Genomic DNA, 19,520 nt, shown 5'->3' on the forward strand with positions numbered 1-19,520 from the left:
GGCTCCCGCTTCATGCAGATTCATTGCAACAGGGAACAGGCGAGTCCATCTTCATACGGACCCCTTAATTTAGGGGGGCTTTAATTAAAAATCAGTGAAATACCGACTGATCCTGGCAGCCGAAACCTCAAAGGCGGCAACTAAGTTAGACGCCTCGAAGAGATACGAACTTGCAAGAACCTCGGGACGTTTGATGTACATGTCGCCGCCGTCGGCCTTCATAGGTTCAGCGTCTTGAATTTGGGAAGGGGCGGGATACGGGCGATAAGCTGCTGCAAGCGGTCGCCGAGCGCCTTTTAGCTCACCCATCTATCGCTTCGGCCGGCCGCCTGGGAGGGGATGTATGCGCTGTTGCCGTCCCTCAAAGTCAGGAGTTCCTTCAGAAGGACTGTGCGGAGCTCGTTCTTGCGGTCTTTTGCAATGGGCGTAAGGGTCGCCCTGGACGATTTCGCTACAGGTTATTCTTCATTCGAGCTATCTGGCAGGGTTTCCACTCGACCCTGAAGATTGACAGACCTTCATCAAGAAGATGGCGAGCGATCAGCAGAGCTGGGCGGTCCTACAAACGATCGTATCTCTCGCGACGGGCCTCGGGCTTTCTCTCGTGGCTGAAGGCGTCGAAAGTCGGACTGAATGGCAGATGTTGGCTTCGCTGGGTTGCGAGGACGGGCAAGGATATTTCTTTGGCAAACCACTTTCGACTGGTGATCTATTCGCACTGACCGCAAGACTGCGCTGGTTAAGGGCAGTGTAGAGGTTCACGAGAAAACTGTGGGCTCGCCGGCATTGTCGTTTCGGGTTAGGGGAACCTACCGATATCGCTAGCGGGGGTGCCGGATGAGGAGCCTGTTCGCTCCACCGCATCTGCAAGCTGTTCAATGGTCACGGGGCCATTGGCTCTCAGGATAACCTCGCCGTCGGAATTCAACAGGACGACCTGAAACGCCCCCGACATTCCCTCGCAAAGCGCTTGACGTAGTTCTGCAATCGGAAGGTCGGTTGGGCGACCATTCAACAAGGCCTGTTGCCCATCTGCTGGAACACAGGCAACCCACATATTCATTCCGCGAAGCACGTCGCCGTTGATCTTCAGCAGTTCATTCTGCCAAACTCGCAGCGCGCCGGCCGTGTCCTCAAAAATCACCACGAGAAGCCGGCCGGCCGCGACTTGCCCCAGGAGTTTTTTCGTCTGCGGCGGCACCTGTCCAGTGATTTCGGCGATGAGTGATTGCAAGACCATGACTGCTCCTCCCGGTTTCGTGGTGCGCAAACTCTTCGGCGAGGACGAAGTTCCATGGGGTCAACGATCAACAAAGCCACGTTTGTCGGATTATCATTCGCGTCGTCCAAGCGTTTGCATTCCGAATCGGTGATCGGACATTCGAGAGAAATGCATGCTTGATCCGCCTGCCGAGACTACCTGCCGATCTCGAAACTCGTGCCTCGGCCGTCGACGGGATGATTTCGGCAATTGGCCCTCGTGCAACATGTCGGCGTGATCCCGATCCGTCCGCCACTTGAGGGCCGGCCACCGGCATATTCCTGATTGGCTCTGATGGGCGATGGTATTCTCGATCGCCCTTAAGACGAAGGTAATAAGACAGCGTGTTGGCTTTCCCAAGCCGAAGTCCCGCATGATCCTCGGCGGCTCGTAGGGCGTCGGATCGAGCAGGTCAATTCCGGGTCTATTTGCTTCAAGGAGGCCGAAGGTGCCTGCGATCAAAGCGGCGACGGACCCCAAAGTCGCAGCTTGCTAGCCGACCTCTGGCGGACAGATCGTGGAAGACCCAGAGTGGCTAGTCGCCTTTTCGGCTCAGTCGCTTAATCCGTTCCACCAAGAGTTGAGGATGATAGGGATGGTCAAGCGGCCCGTCTTCGCATAGATCACCGGCAACAGCCGCGGTCTTCTCTACGGTGTGCGTCAAGATGATCTTCACCTCCGCCTGTTGCTTTCGAACGAAGGATGACACCGCAAAGCCGCTGTCGTCCTTGAGGCTAACGTCCGTCACAACGATATCCACTTTATGATGTGCGATCGCTTGTCGGGCCTCATCGGCACTTGTTGCCTCGAGAACGCGGTAACCACACTCGCGCAGATATTGCGCGACCGTGGTTCGCTGGGGCGTATTGCTATCGACCAGTAAGATTGTTTCAGCGATGCTGTGGTCCATCACCGGTAACCTTCATCAACTCTAACAGCTGTTGAACGGCATCCGAAGCCGGCTTGCTCATGACAAGGTGGCAGAGATCCTGAGATTGCTCAACCAGATATGCTGCGCCAGAGACGATCGCGATCTTCATGTCGGGAAATTGCTCGCACACATGCCGGGCGAGATCCAGCCCGTCCTTCTGGCCCGGCATCTCGATGTCGGTCACCAGGAGATCGAAATGCAGAGGATGGCGCAGCAGCTCAATGGCTTCGTCAGCCGAAGATACTTCCACAACTTCCCAACCCAAGTCACGAATGCTCTCGGCAAGATCGAGCCGAACCAAAATCTCGTCTTCAGCGATTAAAACGCGAGGAGCGCTGCACGCTTCAACTTCTGTCGCGCTCAAGTGATCAGGCACCATTACATCCCCTCTTCGGCCGTTGAGGCCAACCAGAAAGTTTTCGCAAGAGGATTGGTTCCTAGCTCATAGCTTTTTTATCAACCTGCTGAGGACTTTGCACTCAGGTGACGGCAGACCGCACGGAGCGAGTGTCGATGTCAAAGACAGCGAGCGGCGGAAACCGGCGAATCTCATGAAACTCATTCCAGCTGCGTTCGTTTGCCGGATTCGAAAGCCGTCCCGAAGAAGCCGATGGTCTCGTGCAGGAAACCCTTCTGAGGTGCCAATATCGCTAGATCCTACGTGCGGCGGCGGGCCAGGCCAAGGGTTGTCGCGCCGCCATGGGGTCTCGGTTCATGGCCAGCCAAATCCATCCGCGATGAGGCAGCCGAGAGCTACGGTCTGGCAGAATAATCAGGAATTCATGCCGGCAGCGCAGTTTACGGTGCATCTTGATCTGCTCCTGGAAATGAACAGAATTCGCATCCAAAGATCCGGCGGCCTAGTGCAGGCGGGACGGCGCCACCATTGCAAGAGCTTCTTTCAGTTCGGCAACAATCTGCTCGTAGTCGGCGATCAGCTGACAGTGCCCTCGCCCACTCTGCCTGGCTTTCATATCGTTGATGACGTCGCTGAACATTCGAACCTGCTGCTCAAGTTCGACGCGGTCACTCCCTGATCTACGCAATGCTCTTCCCCGGCTAGTTCTCCCCCAGCCATCGAGCATAAAATGCACATTCCCCGCAATGGACAAGTCAGCTTTTCGGATTAATCCACAGGCTCAAACGAGCTATGATGACCTCAACAACCGAGCGGCGGGCAAACTATCTAGCTGCGAACAACCCGACAGCTGGTCCCGAAGACCGGACGTCCGAGAATTGCATGATCAGGCACCTCCCGGGCGGGGTGGTGCATGTTCCTCGCGACGGGGTCGCCTTGATGGGAATCGAACAACCAGCCTCGCCAGACTTAATGCATCTCCAGACACTTGGGCATTCGGTGCGGCGTCGCAGATATAATGAAACTCACGCCCGGCCTTGCGCACGCGCTCCCACATGTTTGGCGCTTCCACAACCGCTTGGTTGTTGCGGCCGCAAGCTGAATTTGCAAACCAACCAAGTTGACCCCTAAGACTGCGGCGGGCATCAGGCGCGACCGCGCAACCAACTCACGAGGGTCCAGAGGCAGGCTGCAAGAGTTACAACCATAATCGCAGGCATGACAAGCGGTGGTGCACCCGCCATCGCTGCTAGTATCCCGATGACGATTCCGCCGAACAAGATAGCGAACCCCCTCAGAATGAATGCGCCGAAACTCGGCACAATCGTAAAGAAGGTCATGGTTAAGAGCCTCCGTCGCTGGATTGGCCACGCACAGATAAGACGGCTCGGCGCTAAAGATATTTCGGCGCTCAACTCATAGCGGAACGTTTCGTTCCTCTGCCGGCAACATCGCTGGCACCTCAGATCTCATCCACTCACGGAACCTTCTGCGCGGCGCCGACTTGCAAACCAGCAGAAGGAGTTTTCCCTGTCAGACGAGCCTCGATCACAGGCGTGGCCTGCGGCGTCGGGTGAAGGATATCGAGGAGCCAATGAACGAGATCCCACCTCGGCCTAACCAATGATGACATGCGGTACGAAGCGCGAGAGGTTGGCAGTGATCCGCGAGCGGTCCTCGCGGATGCCAAGGCCACAGGCGCGGTCACCAACCACCCAGCTCCCGAGCACAGCAAAGCCACCCTCGCTCTCGAAAAGCGGGGCGTATGCCTGAATTATGAAACCCTCTTCGCCGTAATTGCCTGGCGCGGTAATCGGCTCCTCTCCATCCCGGAAGATGGTCACATTCTCCCCTTCACGCGACAATAATGGCTTGCGCACATAGTCACTCAAGGTCGAAGCTGCAGGATCATCAACGAAAAAGCTTGGAAGCAGATTGGGATGATTGGGATAGCGCTGCCAGAGCAAGGGTAGCAGACCCTTGTTGGAGAGAACGGCTTTCCACGCCGGCTCAATAAAGATGTCTCCCGAGCGCAGGAGCTCGCGACCGAAGGGTTCCCGAAGCATGAACTCCCATGGATAAAGCTTGAAGCAACGGTCGATCACCCGATCCTGAAGATCGGTATAGCGGCCCTGCGCATCGATGCCGATCTCACGGACATCCAGAAGCTCGACAAGATGGCCGGCCTGCACTGCGCAGTCCATGAGATAGACCGTCGTGCCCCTGTCCTCCTCGTTGTCGGTTATGGCAGCAAAGTGGAAAATCGGGCCTTTTGGAAATTGCCCGAGAGCCTCGACGAGGCTTTCCTGAAGAGAGTTGAACTGGTCGGCATCGACAGGTAGCACGCCGAGCGCCATTTGATCCGTCAGCCAGTTGAACTGGAAAAAGGCCGCTTCGAATATCCCGGTGGGCGTGTCGGCATTATATTCGAGAAGCTTCGCCGGTCCTTTGCCGTCGTATGCAAGGTCGAACCGGCCATAAAGGTGCCGATCACGGCGCTGCCAGGATCGCTGCACCGCATCGCGCAAGTCTTCCGGAATGACCAACCTGTCGAGAGCTTCCTCGCTCCTCACGATATTATCGACCAGGTCGATGCACATATCGTGCAGCTCCTGGCTCGGCTCCTCGACCCGCGTCTCGATTTCTTCAAGCGTGAACGAATAGGCGGCGTCGTCCAGCCAATAGGGCTCGCCATACATTTCGTGAAAGCCGAAGCCGACGGCTTGCGCCTTTTCGACCCAATTGGGGCGCGGCGGAACGGTGATGCGCTTCATCTCAACCGCCGAAACCGAAAGAGGAGCGCCCCCCAAAACCTTGCCGGGCGACTGTGCGAGTGTTGACATTGATCGGCTTCGTGCTCTGACGTGGCGGTGCGATCGCGGTATCATTGCGACTGCCACCCGTACCGACCGTCGTAGTCACGGTCTGGCCCGAACGATTGCGGTAAATCGGCGTTGAGCCGGAATAGTAACCGCTTTCTTCCTGTCGTCGCCGATAGTTGTAATAGTCACCAATATTGTTGATTGCCGACGATAGGACATAGCCAGTCAGGAACGGCACGAAAAGGCTGCCACTTCCGCCAGTCGAACTGGGAACGCTGTTCGCGGGCTGTTCGACGCATTGGCCTGCGCCGAATTCGGTCTCGCATGCAGTTCTGCCATTAAAACGCGGAGCGTTGGCGAGGTGAGCCCGCATCGCGTCCTGGTAGCTTGCCTGGCAAACCTGACGGTCCATGCCCGACGATACGCACTGATCGACGGACGTGAACATCACATCCGATGGAGGATCTTCGCCGCAACCAGACAGGACGATCGTCGAGGCGGCGATGGTGCCGAGGGCAAGAATGGGCGTCTTGCGCCCTGTCAGTCGTCTGCGCATCTTGCCCTCCGTCAATAGGTCATGCAGGCTGCGTTGAGAATACCGATGACGAGCGCGATGCCGCCCCCCCAAAGGCCGGCAGCGATATCGCCGGAGGATATCTTTTCATGCAAATCCTTCATGGTGAAGTTTGCAATGTAAAAGGCCAGAATCTGCGCCAGAATGCCAATCACGACCCAGATGATATAGTCCACGACGCTGACGGAATGTGCCACGGCCGAAGCCAGCGGCAAGCTGAAGCCGATCAGGGCGCCGAGGAAAGCGGTCACGGCAGCCAGATTGCCGGCGCGGATCAATTCGACCTCCTTTTGCGGCGTCAGACGCGTGTAAATCACCGCAAAGACAGCGTAGGCGGCGAGGCCAATGACAAAGTATCCCAGGAAGGCGGGCAGACCCGCCACATAATCAAGCATTGAAAATTCCTCCTTAGTATCGATTTTGCCGTCAAACGCGGCGGACATCGGCCGGGCCGATGCCGTAGCCGATCAGGAATTCCACCGAGCTACCTGTTGAGTTTTGGGCCTGTTCGAGATCGCGCTCCACATTGATCAACAGCATTTCGCGCGCCGCGCCGACGGGGCGGTAATACAGCATGCAGGTTTGGTGGATGGAACGTTGTGCCTCTCCGTCATCGACCTCTTCAACGAACTGCACCAGTTCAGCGCGGTCCGGGCCGTCGCCCCAGAAGCGCTGATAGACGATGCCGTCAGCATCGTAGGATGGCATGCCGATTAGGCCCTGGGGCCCAGTCCAGCGGCTCCATTCGCCCGCACCGGCGGGTACGACGCTGTCCCAGGGCTGATAGAAGCTGATGTCTTCGGCCGCATCCCCCGGCCTGCCCGAAGCGGACAGCACCTGAATCATCCGGTGTTCATCGTCATAATAGCGCGACAGGACTGTCGATGCCTCAAGCCGCGCTTCGCCATAGCCGGCGATGATAAAGGGTCCGCTCCGCGGCAGCGGCATGGCCGGTCTCCCCCCCAAAGTATCGGCTTCAAGCGAAAGGAAGTCGATTACCAGCGCTCCGCCAATGCCGGCGCCGAGGGGACCGAGTTCCTCAGGCAGGCGCTTATCATCCTTGCTCCCGCCGAACCAGCCGATCATGACGCGTCTCCCAACCGATCCCAAGCGATGGCAGCGGGATTTAGCCGCATTCCGCTGATGTAGTAAAGTGTCTCACCGCCGCGAAGCACAGCTGCATCGCCACAATTGAGGTCGATCCTTCCCTGGCTCAGCATGCCGACCAGAGTGACATTGTATCGGCGCCTAAGGTTCGTGAATACGTCTCCGTAACGCAACGTAGCCTTCAAGGTCGGCACCGGCAGGGAGAACGCGGTGTCGGTGGAGGCGGCCGATAACAGCCGCGCGGCGATGTCAGAGGAGCCCGGATCGCGGGCGGACCGTGACAGCAGCTCTTCGGCCAGAGAACCCACGGCCTCAACGCGCGGCCGGCGCTGTTTCACCATTTGGGCCGTGCGATCATCCGTGAAATAGGCAACTATATGAGCGTTCGGCGCGTGGTCCTCGGCGATGACTACGGCGGCCAGGGTCTCGTCGTCATTAGCACCGCGCACGATGATCGCCCGCGCTCTGGCAGCGCCGGCCCTGGTCAAGGCGTCGGAGTCCGCGAGCCGCTCGGTACGGATATAATCGGCACAGTCGCTGGCAGGATTGTCCGGCAAGTCCTTGGCGATGAGCACGCTCATCGGTTCGCGGACCTGCCGCTCCGCATTGAGCAACCTGAGAGTCTGATACGTTCCCTCCTGCCAACCCACGACGATGATGTGGCCGGACCGATCGCTAAAATCACCCATTCCGCGCATGCGGTTCCTCCATATCGTGCCGATGCCTGTCAATAGCTTGCCAAGAACAGCGGTAAAGATGGCGATGCCGCCCGGAAGGACGAAAAGGGCGGCGATGATGCGCCCCGGCCCGGTCTTGGGAGAAAGATCGCCATACCCAACCGTCGTCGCTGTCACCATGTAGTAGTAGAAAAAGCCGATGGGATCCCTGATGAGATCACTTTCTCCACCCATTGCGAAGAGCAGGTAGGACGCCAAAAGATGGCCGGCCAAAATCGCCAAAAGGGCCCACCAGCCTAGCTCGCTGAGCAAGAGATAGAAACGCCGCATCAATGAAGCGAAAAACATCAAGCAGGCCGTCCCCCATGTAATGCACCCCTGATAGGATTATTTAGTGCGTCAGATCTTTAAGTGCAGTCCCGAATGCCCAGATATCGTATGAAATTACAACTGATGGAGGAATTTTTGGAGACCTGGACCCTTACAGCGTTGTCGCGCCTGTTTGCCGCCGATCCACCGGCGCTTGGCGATGTCGACGTAACCGTGCCCCAAGAGAGTGACGTCATCTGCGTGACACTCAAGGAAAAGGGTGATCTCGACGTCTTCGTCGCGGTCAGCGGCGAACGCGATATCCTCGCCAGCGTTGTTCTGGTGCCGTGCAAGGACGTGCCCAAACGGGAGGCCTTCGAACGAATGGTGCTGAAGACCCACAAGTTCGTGCCCCTTTCCAGCTTTGGCATCACCACCATCGATGGGGAGGAATGGTACGAGTTGTTCGGCTCCTTATCGGCCCTGTCTCCCGCGGAGACTGTCGTTGAGGAAGTTGCTATCCTGGCGGCCAATGCTGTGGATGCCGCTGGCATGATCGAGGAATGGAAGAACGGGGAGATTGCAGCGTGAGCACCTGGGGAAAGATTTTCACGGCAATTCGCGGCGGTGTGAACGAAGTGGCGGAGGCCGCGGCCGACAGCCAGTCAATGCGCATTCTGGATCAGGAGATCCGCGACGCTGAACAGTCGCTACGACAGGCCCGATCCGATTTGGCCGGGATCATGGCATCCAACAAGAACGTCGTGCGCCGGCTTGAAGAAAATCGCGCCAAAGAGGTCAAGGATACCGACAGCGCTCGCGCGGCGATCAATGCTGGGCGCACGGATCTTGCACAGGGTCTCGCTCAACGGATCGCCAATACCCGCACCGAGGTACAGCGCGACCAGGAAGAGCTTGATCGCTTGCTTCCGCGTCAGCAACAAATGCTACGCACAATCCAGGATACTGAAGCGCGCATCACTCAGATGAAGCGTGAAGTGGAGAACGTCAAAGCCAACGAGTCGCTGCTTCGCGCTCAGTCAGCGATCGCGCACAGCCAGTCCGGTATCAATACGCGCCTCGGCAGCGCCGTCGAAAGCCTTGAGCGCATCAAGAAGCGCCAGGAAATTGTTGCTGGCCGCCTCGAGGCCGGTGCAGAGCTGGCCGCGCTGGAAAACGGCAGCGACCTAGACCGCCAACTCCGCGAGGCCGGCATTGGAAATTCAAGCCACTCGGCCGACGACGTACTCGCCCAACTGATGGCTCCAAGCGGCTCGCGCGAACACGTCCTGCTGCCGGCGCCGAGCGACAAGACGAGGCAGTAGTCAAGGCAGCGGCCTGAACGCATTCCTTCTACCGATCGCCGCGTTGTTGGCGATCGGCTCCAGCCGTACTGAGCGATGATGCGGACGTGCTGCCGCCGAGAGCCGAATGGGCCAGCCTGATCGAGAGCATCCGCCTGGTCAATATGGAGGGAGCGGACGAGCGAATTTCCCGTCGGACCCAATTTGTAGCTTCATCGAGGACACCGAAATTCCACGCCGGGTGGCGTGATGCTTGATGACGCTTCAGCACCTGGGGGCAAAAGTCGCATCATCGTGCAGGCGGCGCGCACCTTCGACGCGGCCGGAGCGGTAAAGCCGGGGGTGCTCTGGGAGCTTCTCGGCTTTAGCCTCGATATCGTCTTTTAATCTTTGCGCGGCGTCAGGATTGTCGTCAGAAAAATAGTCGACAATCACCAGCAGATCGGCTCGAGCCGTTTCCGACCATTCAAGCTCGGGCACGGCGCTTCCTGGCGATCAACGCTTGTGCCTCGTCCATGACTTGCTGATGCGGCACGCCTAGTCGAGTATCGGCCAGAGCCTCGCGCAACAGCAAGCCGGCAGATCCTCCAGCGCTCCCACCTGCAATCAATCAAGGCGATCGTAGCTGATCAGATCGAGTTGCGAGGCACCAGTTTTAAGGGGCGTGGTGCGCGCGATGAACGCATAACGTCTGCCCTCCTCAAGCGGCACGGGCATCAGCGCGGGTACGCTGGGGTTTACGTAGAGAACGACGTCCTTGCCATCCGCTGTGCGGACATGAACCGCTGCGCCGACATTGCGCGAGCGTGGCTCGTTGACCATCAGTTTGCGATCGGCCATGCCGGGATTCTTGGAAATGACCGTCGCGGCCACCCGCAACAGCTTCCGGAACGTGGGATCCGTAGCGGGCTCGAATGGCGCGTCGGTCTTCTGACGCTCCTCCCGTTGTTTGATACCTGCCGCATTCAACTGGTCTAGGCCCTCATAGCGCAAGAACCACTCCAGGGATTTCGTGTCGCGCATAATTCGATAACTGGCGTTGGCAATCAGGGAGCTGGCAGATTGCGACCTTCCGCCCCCTTCAATGACTTTTAAGAAGCTCTGCAGGTTACCCTTCAACACGTCGGGACTTTCGTATTGCACCAGCAGGCCAGCCCCGAGCGCCACACCGACCTGTTTTGAGCCCGGAGAGACAACCAGAACGGCACCGTTGCCCACGTCAAGTTTGCCGACCCGCAACTGCCGCATGACATCAAGCGCATATTCGTCCGGCTCGCGACCTTGCAAGCCCTTCGCGACAATGGTGACAATCTCGACATTGGCCGCGGCCGCAAACTGGAAGGCAGTCCGCTGCAGTTTTTCCCTCACTTGCGGATCAAACACGCCAACCTCGTCATAAACGAATCGATCGAATTTCGATGGAGTGGCGTCGGCAGCGAGCTTGGGGACATGGTCGACCATCGACGCTGAATCGATTGATGCGCTACTACTGGTGCTCGGAACATCGATGTCTGCCGGTCCGGGAATATCCGGCATCGGCATTGCGCCGCCGCCATTTGGAGACATCGCTGTATTTCCCGACGGGGCCCCCACTGGGGCAGGGATCTGAACAACCGACTGCGGCTCCACCTGTTTCGGGACGGCCGGATCTCGCGGTCCAGCGGCAGCAACCACCATGCCATTCCCGCATTTTTCCCGCTGCTGCTCGCAGGATTGCTGCCAGCCGGCCTCAACTGCGGCAAGCCGCTTCTTGCGGCCGGGATGGGTGGCGCCATCAGCGTCTGGGATCAAGGTCGCGATCGCCTTTTCCGCCTGCGGTAGGCTGGCGCCCATCTTGAACAGCACGAAACCGGAAAACTTGTCCGCCTCCAATTCGAGCGGCGGCTGGCTTCCACCAGGCATCAACGTATGCCCGGAGAGGTGATGGCCAATCTCATGCGCCAGTATCGAGGCGCCCGCCCAATCGCTGTCTCCGGTGGCACGCGCAACGGCTCCCATGAAATCCCGGTTATAGGCAATGACGCGTTTCGGTATCCCATCCTGGCCCATAACGATGATCGCCGCGGCGTTTGGTACGTCGCCTTCCATGATCTGGAAATTTTGTGGCAGGCCGGTATAGCGCATGATGCGGCCGACGGCGGCGGCGCCTTCGGCCTCCGTAGAGGTCTTCATCGCCTTGGCATCCACCTTCATTGCTTTGCCGTCGTAAGAGCAGGCCTGCAGCATGGCGGAAAGCTGGTTCGTCAAGTGGTCTTCATCGGCATCTTTCGGCTGGTCCTGTTTTGCCTCCTTGCCGGCCGCCTGCCCTGGAAGCACCGCCTGCGCCATCAGGATGCTTTTCTCAACCTGGTCGAGTTTTGAAAAGATCGGATTGCAGATCGCTTTGTCTTCGCTAGTCGACCACCCGCTCGTTGAACCGGCGCCCGCCGCTTGATGCGCGAGTAGCGATCCCGCTGCCAAGCCGGCGCAAAGAAGAGAAATTCTCACGGTTCGTTCCTTTCATGTATTGATTGGGTCAGGCAAGCTGGGCCACGACAATGCGGATGACGGCGCGGGCATATAGATGGAAGAGAGTCTCCTTGGCGAGGTAGAATAAGGCCGCCCCCATCGCCGCCCACCACCATTGTTGTCGCCAATCGATGGCGAAAAACTGGCCGAAGGCGACGAATACTACCCCCGCCTCCACCCAAGGCATGTAATAGGCTGTGTAGAACTGATGCGTCTTGACCAGCTGGACATTGGAATCCAGCAACAGAGGCGACAGGTTAACGATGTTGGCGACAATGATCACGAAATGAGTGTAGGCCGCAAGCACGAGATGTTCGACAAAATTGAACCCTTGCCGCGACCAGAACACCACCTTCGAAGCGATCAGCACGGCCAGGATACCCAGAGAAAACGACCACTTGGAATAGGCCTGAACCAGAGCGATGGCTCTGCCTAGTCTTGCATCGTCGGTGCCAAGGTAATCTACCTGTGCGATAACCAGCAGCAATGCGATAATCGAGGCTAGCAGCAGCTTCATGGGATGCGTGTGGCTCTTGCGCTGCCCGAATACATATTCCCGCGCCACAATGCCCGGCCTCGTCACCACACGAAGGGCCGAGTGAGCCATGTCGGCCTCGAACCAACGGATTTTTTCCCAGGCTTCCTTGCGCAGGTGGGAAGCGCACAGTCGGGTTGATTTCTTCTGCCCGCAGGCAGCGCAGAATTTTCCATCAACCGGGGTGCCGCAATTTCGGCAGATCGCCGGTTGGAAAAAGCCGTCAGTCATGCCGGAAGTGTCGATTGCCGAAGCCTTGTCGATCAACGCTGGAACCCGAAGCTATTCATTCAGTGCGAGATATGGGCGCCTCCCGCAAAAAGCCAAGTCCTGAACTACAGAGCATTTTACGGCATGTCTTTCCCGCCCCAGCCGTGAAAATGCGCTGACTGGAGTAGGAGACATAATCGCCAGCATCACCGGCTCGCGCCTGTGGCGCAACCCGCATCATTCGCCAACCCTAATCCGCGCAATCGAGCAACTTTAACAGTAAGGCGAGTGATGCCCGGTAAGCAACGATGCGTTGCGCCTCTTCGGTGTCGACAGCAAATTTGCGAGTGGTAACTCCCGCTATGACTACGGCAAATTTGGTGACCAGCGGCAGCACGGAAGACCTGCCGCGATTGTCGTGCGGAAGATACGCGTGATCAAAGGATCTTCTCGCCCCGCTGCTTTCACTTTTGCGTAGCGCTTGGCTGGTAACAAGGCGCTCGGACCGTCTGGGTGAACCGGCATGGCGTACTGATGCTGATCATCAAAGCTGTCGAGCGGCACCACCTTCATTTTCCCATCGTTCAAGCACGATTTGATTGCACGAAAGAGCAGACACAGACAGCGCAGACAGATTCGCGCGCCGTGGGCGGCTTCCATGGAGAGATCGAGCAGTTTGTATCGCATTCAAGTGGTCGTCTGACAGGGTTAATGGTCAGTCGCTAGCAACAGAAACTTGCCGCTGAGGAACGGTCCGCTTCCGAGAACTTCTGAGGATCTGATACCGCTCACTCTCGATGGCGGCGCCGATATTAAGTAAAATTGAAAGCTTTAGATTTATTTATCCCGTGTCCAATAACTTTTGCGAGAAGCAGATGAGCGTTAAGGTCCGCAGACCTATTTGGGTTAAAATGACGGGCTATGGCTTCGGAGCCGTCTTGTTTGCGAGCGCCGCCATCGGCGGGCAGGCCTGGTATCGGCAATCCATCGCCAACGACGAGGCGCTCCACAGCAGAGCCCGTAGCGACCTGTCGCTCATCCAAACCGACATGGGCGCCACGCAAAGAGCCGCCGCAGCGCTCGCCCTGGCTTTGGCGAGCGATCCTGATACGGCGAAGCTTATTCTTGGCAAGGAGAGGGAAGCGATCCTTGCCAAATACGGCTCCGGCCTTGCGGGTATTTCGAAGGAAGGCGGATTGCAGTTCGTGACCTTCGCTGACGCGAAAGGCTCAGCTGTCGCGCGCCTCCACGCTCCCGATAAATTCGGTGATGACATGACGGGGCGCCGAAAGATGGTCGTTAAGGCTCTGTCGACCGGAAACGTCGCCGCGGGCATCGAACCGGGCCGAGCAAGCATTGGTATGTATGCCTCCGCCCCAGTCATCAAGGACGGCAAGGTCGTCGGCGTCGTCGACGTCGGCACGGAGCTGTCAAATCCGTATTTCGGCCCGATTGCCGATCGCATCAGCGGTGAAATCGCGGTCAACGTCGTCGCAGATGGCAAGCTTCAGCTTCAGGCCTCGACCCTTGATGGCAAGTCGATGCTGACCGGCGAACAGGTTCAGTCTGCCTTCGCAGGCAAGCCAGTATATGCGGAAATTTCCGTCGGCGGTCGGGAGATCCTCGTCCAGGCCGTGCCGTTCACCAATTTCTCAGGCGAACCGCTAGGTGTGTTCGAAATCGGCGCTGACGCGACAGAAATCCTCGCTGCGAGCTCCAGTTCCCTCTGGGCGACAGTGGCGGGGAGCGTTGTGGTGTCGCTTCTGTCACTGGTCGGCTTCCTCCTGTTCGCTCGCTCTTTCTCCAAGGTCATTGGCAATTTGACCGGTACGATGTCCCGCCTTGCAGAAAATGATCTCGATGTGACCATCGAGGGGAAGGACCGGCCAGACGAGATCGGGGCAATGGCGTCTGCCGTGCAGGTGTTCAAGGAAAACGCTGAAAGAGCCCGCAACCTTGAAGGCGAGGCAACCGCAATTCGTCGACAAACGCAGGAGGAGCGCGAGAAAACGGCCGAAGTTGATCGCAAGCGAGCCGCAGACATGGCTCAAGCGACAAGGTCACTCGCTGACGGTCTTCGGCAGCTCTCGCTTGGGGACCTGACGTATCAGATCGCAAATCCTCTTCCAGCCGATTTTGAAGCCCTTCGATCCGACTTCAACCAGGCTGTGGACCAGCTTCGCGAAACACTCAGCGCGGTGGCGAGATCGACCACCGCGATCGACAGTGGCTCGCGAGAAATTAGCGCGAGCGCCGACGACCTTTCAAGACGCACCGAGCAGCAGGCCGCGTCGCTGGAGGAAACCGCCGCTGCTCTCGATCAGATCACCACCAATGTCGCGAACTCCACCAAGCGCGCCGACGAAGCACGAAGCGTCGCCATTCAAGCGAACGAGAGTGCCCGCCAATCGGGCGTGGTTGTTGCGTCTGCCGTAGATGCCATGGGCAAGATCGAACAGTCGTCGGGCCAGATCTCCAATATCATCGCCGTGATCGATGACATCGCCTTTCAGACGAACCTGCTGGCGCTCAACGCAGGTGTCGAAGCGGCGCGCGCCGGAGAAGCCGGAAAGGGCTTTGCCGTCGTGGCGCAGGAAGTCCGCGAACTGGCGCAGCGCTCAGCAAAAGCTGCAAAGGAAATCAAGGAACTCATTCGTAATTCCAGCGCAGAGGTGGAAAACGGCGTAACACTGGTCAGTCAGACTGGTGAGGCGCTCAAGGCTATCGAAGCATACATCGTCACGATCAACCAGCATATGGATTCGATAGCGACGTCTGCGCGGGAGCAGTCCGTCGGTCTCTCGGAGGTAAACACCGCTGTTAACCAGATGGACCAGGTCACCCAGCAAAATGCGGCTATGGTCGAGGAAGCGAATGCCGCCAGTGCTACGCTAGCGAACGAGGCAGGCAATCTGAGGGATCTCGTGTCACGCTTTAAATCCGAAACGTCTAGCTCCACCGCGCGTCCGGCATATCCGCATGAAACAAAGCCTCAGCAATCGACGGTGCGGACGATGATGAAACGGGTTGCGAACTCGTTCGGGTCAAATCCTGTAAAAGACGACTGGCAGGAATTCTAAGCAGATCCCCTACCCGAAAGACGTTATGTCACAACGTATGCTCTTTGCTTGATAAAGGCCGCGTCCGATTTCGACCTGATCTTGTTCTCGCCCTTGTTGCGACGATGCTCCAGCCACGCTAGATGATGCGATAAGGTGGTTTAATAATGAAATCGGCAGGCAATTTTATGGATCGTGCAGCGTGGATGCCTTGACCGACGTCGTTCAACTCCTTAGGCCGAAGACAATCCTCATGGGGAGCATGGCCGCCTATGGAGATTGGGGAGTGCAAGTTCCGTCTCAGCCTGGTCCGATGCTGTATTTCGTCATCGAAGGTTCCACGCTGTTTCGTGCCGACAAAAGCGAGACGACGCAGCTGCAAACCGGTGACTTTATTCTATCCGGAAATCCGGTTGCCGACACATTTTTCAGCCACACTGGCCAAGAGATCGTTCTGTCAGATGAGGAATTCAAAGCGCGCAACTCAGTCAATGGAGAAATTCTGGTCGGCCGCGTCGAGTCAGGAAATCCCACGCGCATCATTGGCGGCTGCATCCTATGCGATCCGACAAATGGTGAACTCTTGTCTGAGCTTCTGCCCACACTTGTCCGGGTCAGTGCGGATGAGGGTATTGGAGCGAAACTCGGCAACTTGATCTCCTATATTCGCGATGAAGCAACCAGCTCGCGGGCCGGGAGCGACCTCATTTTATCACGACTGCTGGAAGTCCTTCTGATCGAGACATTGCGACGAGAAGCACCGAGGCTTCCAAACCCCGGAATGCTACGCGGGCTTTCCGATCCCCAACTTGCTCGGGCAATCAGCGACATTCACTCGGATGTGCGCCGTGGCTGGACGGTTGCCGAGCTTGCACAGCGCGCCGGAATGTCGCGCTCCGCCTTTGCGAAAAAGTTTTCAGCAGCTGTCGGCCTTGCCCCTGTCGAATACCTCCTTCGATGGCGAATGGCGATCGCGAAGGACACATTGCGCCATAGCCGAGGCTCGCTCGAGGAGATCGCCGAAAAGGTCGGTTACCGATCTGCCAGCGCCTTCAGTACAGCCTTCAGCCAAAGAGTCGGTTGCCCGCCAAGCGAATTCGCAAAGATGGCGAGGCTGGCATAGGGCGTGGCCGTATGTGTGGTTGTTGTCATCCAGATCCAAACACGCTTCAGTTTAGACGATTAAGAACGTAATCTGGACGATGGATTATGGATCGTCTAACGACAACTGCATAGAAGGAGCCATCCGAAACAATGGAGGTTCTCATGCAAACCATCTTGATCACCGGCTGCTCGTCTGGCTACGGCCTGGAAACGGCCCGCCACTTCCTCGCAAATGGCTGGAATGTCATTGCCACGATGCGCACACCGCGCGAAAACATCCTGCCGCGCTCGTCAAAGCTTCGCATCCTGCAGCTGGATGTCACAAGCGGAGAAAGCATCGCAGCTGCCATTGCCGCCGCCGGACCTATTGACGTTCTCGTCAACAATGCCGGCATCGGCGTCGTCGGCGCGTTCGAAGCAACAACCATGTCGCATGTCCGAAGGATCTTCGACACCAACACCTTCGGCCTGATGGCCATGACGCAGGCTGTCATTCCGCAAATGCGCGAACGTCGGTCCGGGGCGATTATAAACGTGACATCCAGCGTCACGCTGGCGGACATGCCTCTGGCAGCGGCTTACAAGGCTAGCAAACAGGCTATCGAGGGCTTCACCGGTTCGCTGGCCCACGAACTCGGGTATTTTGAAATCCGGACGAAGCTCGTCGAGCCAGGATACGCGCCAACGACACGTTTCGCCGAGAATTCCTCCGTGCGCATCGAGGACCTGATCCCTCCAGCCTATGCCGACTTTGCCGCTCCGATCTTTTCGGCATTCGCGAAGCCGGCTCTGACAACGAAGGAAACAGACGTTGCCGAAGCGATCTGGGCCGCGGTCAACGACAGTTCTGGCCAGCTCCGTTTCCCGGCTGGGCCGGATGCAGTAGAATTGGCACGCGCTGGCGGAATTATCTAAAAGTGCGCCAAAGGGCCAGGCGACCGAGGGCACCCCACTCTGCTCGACTGGCTCTCGCCGGAGTGTCGATGCGGTTGCGCGCAGGGCTCCTGATATGCGCAGCGATGAAACTGTCGCAGACAGGGTGGGAACTGAACCCGCGACACGTTATATTCAACTTTTGGCAGATCCTAACCAACCGGCAATGCAGTCTTCTTAGACGATCCTACTTCGAGACACGGCCGCAAAACGTTTACGCGCCCAACATTCATATCAACGCTAAAAATCCGGACGCCGCCCCTGCCAAGGTCCCGCAGTCCCGGTTCACCAGTTTACCTCCGCAAGAAGGTCGTCAAGTTCAGCACTCATGATGCCGCACAGGCACATGCGATTGTCGTTGGCCAGAGCCGAGCGGAAGATCTTCGTATATTCGTCCAAGCACCAGGTCGCATCTTCCGACGTCGCCAGGAGTTCCGCCAGATTGGCTGCCCCCTCTCGGTCTAACGACGGGCTGAGCGGCGCCGAGGTCGCCCTTGGTCGAGAAATATTAGTGCAAGCTGGCGCTTTTGATGCCGATCTGTTTCGCGAGCTCGCGAATCTGAGCGCATTGTAGCCAGGCGACTGCACCGTCGCCTTTCCGACGGTCATGACCGTGCAGCCAGCGACGGGAGGGTGTTAGCGGCCTCGACGAGTTCGGAATGAAGTCGGTTACCCTGGTCACCGCGCACCTTCAGATTTCCGTATCGGCCGGCATTCGAAACTCGAATGTTGTTTTCTCGATGGACGACGACACCGAGAGCGTTCCGCCATGTGCCTTTGCGATCTCGGAGGCGATATGAAGGCCGAGCCCGAGGCCTTGCTCATGACGTCCCGCAGCGTCACCTCCCCGAAAAAAAGGTTGAAACAGACGGGCTATCGTCTCGGGCGGGATTGGGTCGCCGCCGTTGGAAACAGAAATGACCAGGTTGTTTTCAACCACTCGTGCCGACAGTCCGACGGGTTTGTCTTCCGCGCCATGGGACAGTGCGTTTCCGAGAAGGTTGGAGACGAGTTGGCCAATGCGTCCGGCATCCACGAGTACTGGTTCAGGCAGGTCAATTTCGACGTCGATGCGTCTGCCGCTCCCAGTAGAAAGCTCCGCCACGACTTGCTTGAGGTGAAGGGAAAGGTCCTCTTCGACCTTGCCGGAGATCGTAAGACCGCCGCCCATTCGACCACGGGTCAGGTCGAGCACGTCATCGATCAGTCTGGCCATGCGGGCAACGCTGCCATCGATCAGTCGAACGACCTGCTGACCTCTTGAACTGAGGTCTTCTTTTGACAGGATGCGCATGCCGCCTCCGATTGCAGCGACCGGGTTCCGAAGATCATGACCGAGGATGGCGATGAATTCGTCGCGCAGGCGGCCTGTTTCGGTTAGGGCCTTATTGAGGGTCTCAATTTCCTTCCGTGCCTGGTCACCGGCCTCGTTCGCTTCGAACAGTTCCCGCTCATATTTGCGGCGGCTCGTCGCCTGGAAGAGAGCGATCCTGGTTTCCTTGACTTCGCCATCCGCATTGACGCGCTGGGTCGCATTGGCAAGGACAGGCAGCCTCGTACCGTCTCTCCGGACGACATCTAGCGCAACCTCATGGAAAAAACCCTGCATGCGCAAGAGGGGTGCGAAATGAGTTTCGTAGAATACACGGCCCGCCACGGGCAAGAGATCGAGCAGGCGTTTGCCTGAAAGCTCGTCGTCCACCAGATCGAGCCATATTCGGAGCGTCTCGTTTACGAGCACGATGCGGCCCTTGTCATTCAGAACTAGGTATCCACACGGTGCGTTGTCGAACAGATCGCGGAAATCGATATCGTGGTCCATCGGTTG

21 protein-coding genes and 2 pseudogenes are annotated in these 19,520 nt (G+C 57.9%); 7 read left to right on the forward strand and 16 right to left on the reverse strand.

Going from position 1 to position 19,520, the window contains the following annotated elements; all coding sequences use genetic code 11:
• Positions 1-84: 84 nt before the first annotated feature.
• Entirely contained in the window at positions 85-309 is a 225-nt protein-coding gene (locus C5L10_RS33910; protein ID WP_172717226.1) for a hypothetical protein, read from the reverse strand.
• A gap of 211 nt (positions 310-520) precedes the next feature.
• Here C5L10_RS33910 and C5L10_RS35030 point away from each other — a divergent pair, with 211 nt between their 5' ends.
• Complete coding sequence (locus C5L10_RS35030; protein ID WP_371411995.1) at positions 521-754, forward strand: EAL domain-containing protein; 234 nt, start codon at positions 521-523, stop codon at positions 752-754.
• A gap of 45 nt (positions 755-799) precedes the next feature.
• On the opposite strand, the gene C5L10_RS28230 is transcribed toward C5L10_RS35030, so the two are convergent.
• The 3 genes from C5L10_RS28230 to C5L10_RS28240 all read right to left on the reverse strand — a co-directional run bounded on the left by C5L10_RS28230 (position 800) and on the right by C5L10_RS28240 (position 2,571).
• Positions 800-1,240: a hypothetical protein gene (locus tag C5L10_RS28230; RefSeq protein WP_105432374.1), complete on the reverse strand. Its 441-nt coding sequence runs from the start codon at positions 1,238-1,240 to the stop codon at positions 800-802.
• A 556-nt stretch (positions 1,241-1,796) separates the two neighbouring features.
• Positions 1,797-2,171, reverse strand: coding sequence for a response regulator transcription factor (locus tag C5L10_RS28235; RefSeq protein WP_105432375.1), 375 nt, complete (start codon positions 2,169-2,171; stop codon positions 1,797-1,799).
• A complete protein-coding gene (locus C5L10_RS28240) occupies positions 2,152-2,571 on the reverse strand; it encodes a response regulator (protein WP_105432376.1) in 420 nt (139 codons plus the stop codon). Before C5L10_RS28240 ends, C5L10_RS28235 begins: the two co-directional genes overlap by 20 nt.
• 403 nt (positions 2,572-2,974) lie before the next feature.
• Here C5L10_RS28240 and C5L10_RS28245 point away from each other — a divergent pair, with 403 nt between their 5' ends.
• The gene (locus C5L10_RS28245; RefSeq protein WP_105432377.1) at positions 2,975-3,229 is read left to right on the forward strand and encodes a hypothetical protein; all 255 of its coding nucleotides are present in this window, start codon (positions 2,975-2,977) and stop codon (positions 3,227-3,229) included.
• Between the two features lie 937 nt (positions 3,230-4,166).
• On the opposite strand, the gene C5L10_RS28255 is transcribed toward C5L10_RS28245, so the two are convergent.
• Genes C5L10_RS28255 through C5L10_RS28275 form a run of 5 tightly spaced genes read right to left on the reverse strand, consistent with a single transcriptional unit; the run spans position 4,167 to position 8,081 of the window.
• Positions 4,167-5,324, reverse strand: a complete 1,158-nt coding sequence (locus C5L10_RS28255) for a glutathionylspermidine synthase family protein (RefSeq protein WP_105432379.1) — start codon at positions 5,322-5,324, stop codon at positions 4,167-4,169.
• Position 5,325: 1 nt separating this feature from the next.
• Positions 5,326-5,928, reverse strand: coding sequence for a DUF1190 domain-containing protein (locus C5L10_RS28260; protein ID WP_105432380.1), 603 nt, complete (start codon positions 5,926-5,928; stop codon positions 5,326-5,328).
• Positions 5,929-5,939: 11 nt separating this feature from the next.
• Complete coding sequence (locus C5L10_RS28265; RefSeq protein WP_105432381.1) at positions 5,940-6,341, reverse strand: DUF350 domain-containing protein; 402 nt, start codon at positions 6,339-6,341, stop codon at positions 5,940-5,942.
• Positions 6,342-6,372: 31 nt separating this feature from the next.
• Positions 6,373-7,032, reverse strand: a complete 660-nt coding sequence (locus tag C5L10_RS28270) for a DUF2491 family protein (protein ID WP_105432382.1) — start codon at positions 7,030-7,032, stop codon at positions 6,373-6,375.
• A complete protein-coding gene (locus C5L10_RS28275; protein ID WP_105432383.1) occupies positions 7,029-8,081 on the reverse strand; it encodes a potassium channel family protein in 1,053 nt (350 codons plus the stop codon). Before C5L10_RS28275 ends, C5L10_RS28270 begins: the two co-directional genes overlap by 4 nt.
• Before the next feature lie 102 nt (positions 8,082-8,183).
• Here C5L10_RS28275 and C5L10_RS28280 point away from each other — a divergent pair, with 102 nt between their 5' ends.
• Both C5L10_RS28280 and C5L10_RS28285 read left to right on the forward strand, forming a co-directional pair.
• Positions 8,184-8,630, forward strand: coding sequence for a YjfI family protein (locus C5L10_RS28280; protein WP_105432384.1), 447 nt, complete (start codon positions 8,184-8,186; stop codon positions 8,628-8,630).
• Positions 8,627-9,364 carry a PspA/IM30 family protein gene (locus C5L10_RS28285; protein WP_105432385.1) on the forward strand — a complete coding sequence of 246 codons (738 nt, stop codon included), beginning with the start codon at positions 8,627-8,629 and terminating at the stop codon, positions 9,362-9,364. The genes C5L10_RS28280 and C5L10_RS28285 overlap by 4 nt, the downstream gene beginning before the upstream one ends.
• A 243-nt stretch (positions 9,365-9,607) precedes the next feature.
• Here the strand turns inward: C5L10_RS28285 and C5L10_RS28290 are convergent, their stop codons facing one another.
• The 5 genes and pseudogenes from C5L10_RS28290 to C5L10_RS33915 all read right to left on the reverse strand — a co-directional run bounded on the left by C5L10_RS28290 (position 9,608) and on the right by C5L10_RS33915 (position 13,283).
• A complete protein-coding gene (locus C5L10_RS28290) occupies positions 9,608-9,823 on the reverse strand; it encodes a type II toxin-antitoxin system RelE/ParE family toxin (protein WP_245448227.1) in 216 nt (71 codons plus the stop codon).
• Positions 9,810-9,911: pseudogene (locus C5L10_RS35035) on the reverse strand (type II toxin-antitoxin system antitoxin, RelB/DinJ family); the annotation flags it as partial. The pseudogene C5L10_RS35035 and the gene C5L10_RS28290, both read right to left, overlap by 14 nt.
• 38 nt (positions 9,912-9,949) lie before the next feature.
• Complete coding sequence (locus tag C5L10_RS28300) at positions 9,950-11,830, reverse strand: TPM domain-containing protein (protein ID WP_172717227.1); 1,881 nt, start codon at positions 11,828-11,830, stop codon at positions 9,950-9,952.
• A 28-nt stretch (positions 11,831-11,858) separates the two neighbouring features.
• A complete protein-coding gene (locus tag C5L10_RS28305) occupies positions 11,859-12,653 on the reverse strand; it encodes a DUF3667 domain-containing protein (protein WP_105432387.1) in 795 nt (264 codons plus the stop codon).
• A 309-nt stretch (positions 12,654-12,962) separates the two neighbouring features.
• The gene (locus tag C5L10_RS33915) at positions 12,963-13,283 is read right to left on the reverse strand and encodes a hypothetical protein (RefSeq protein ID WP_172717228.1); all 321 of its coding nucleotides are present in this window, start codon (positions 13,281-13,283) and stop codon (positions 12,963-12,965) included.
• A gap of 188 nt (positions 13,284-13,471) precedes the next feature.
• Between C5L10_RS33915 and C5L10_RS28310 the strand changes: the two genes are divergently transcribed.
• The 3 genes from C5L10_RS28310 to C5L10_RS28320 all read left to right on the forward strand — a co-directional run bounded on the left by C5L10_RS28310 (position 13,472) and on the right by C5L10_RS28320 (position 17,674).
• Positions 13,472-15,676 (forward strand): methyl-accepting chemotaxis protein, encoded by a 2,205-nt coding sequence (locus C5L10_RS28310; RefSeq protein WP_245448228.1) that lies wholly within the window; start codon positions 13,472-13,474, stop codon positions 15,674-15,676.
• 181 nt (positions 15,677-15,857) lie between these two features.
• Complete coding sequence (locus C5L10_RS28315) at positions 15,858-16,778, forward strand: AraC family transcriptional regulator (RefSeq protein WP_105432389.1); 921 nt, start codon at positions 15,858-15,860, stop codon at positions 16,776-16,778.
• 143 nt (positions 16,779-16,921) lie between these two features.
• Entirely contained in the window at positions 16,922-17,674 is a 753-nt protein-coding gene (locus C5L10_RS28320; RefSeq protein ID WP_105432390.1) for an SDR family oxidoreductase, read from the forward strand.
• A 312-nt stretch (positions 17,675-17,986) separates the two neighbouring features.
• Here the strand turns inward: C5L10_RS28320 and C5L10_RS34550 are convergent.
• Positions 17,987-18,301, reverse strand: a pseudogene (locus C5L10_RS34550) (TetR/AcrR family transcriptional regulator); the annotation flags it as partial.
• A gap of 82 nt (positions 18,302-18,383) precedes the next feature.
• Positions 18,384-19,514 (reverse strand): PAS domain-containing sensor histidine kinase, encoded by a 1,131-nt coding sequence (locus C5L10_RS28330; RefSeq protein ID WP_105432391.1) that lies wholly within the window; start codon positions 19,512-19,514, stop codon positions 18,384-18,386.
• Positions 19,515-19,520 lie beyond the last annotated feature (6 nt).

The organism is Neorhizobium sp. T6_25 (genome assembly GCF_002968555.1).
Lineage (GTDB): Bacteria > Pseudomonadota > Alphaproteobacteria > Rhizobiales > Rhizobiaceae > Neorhizobium.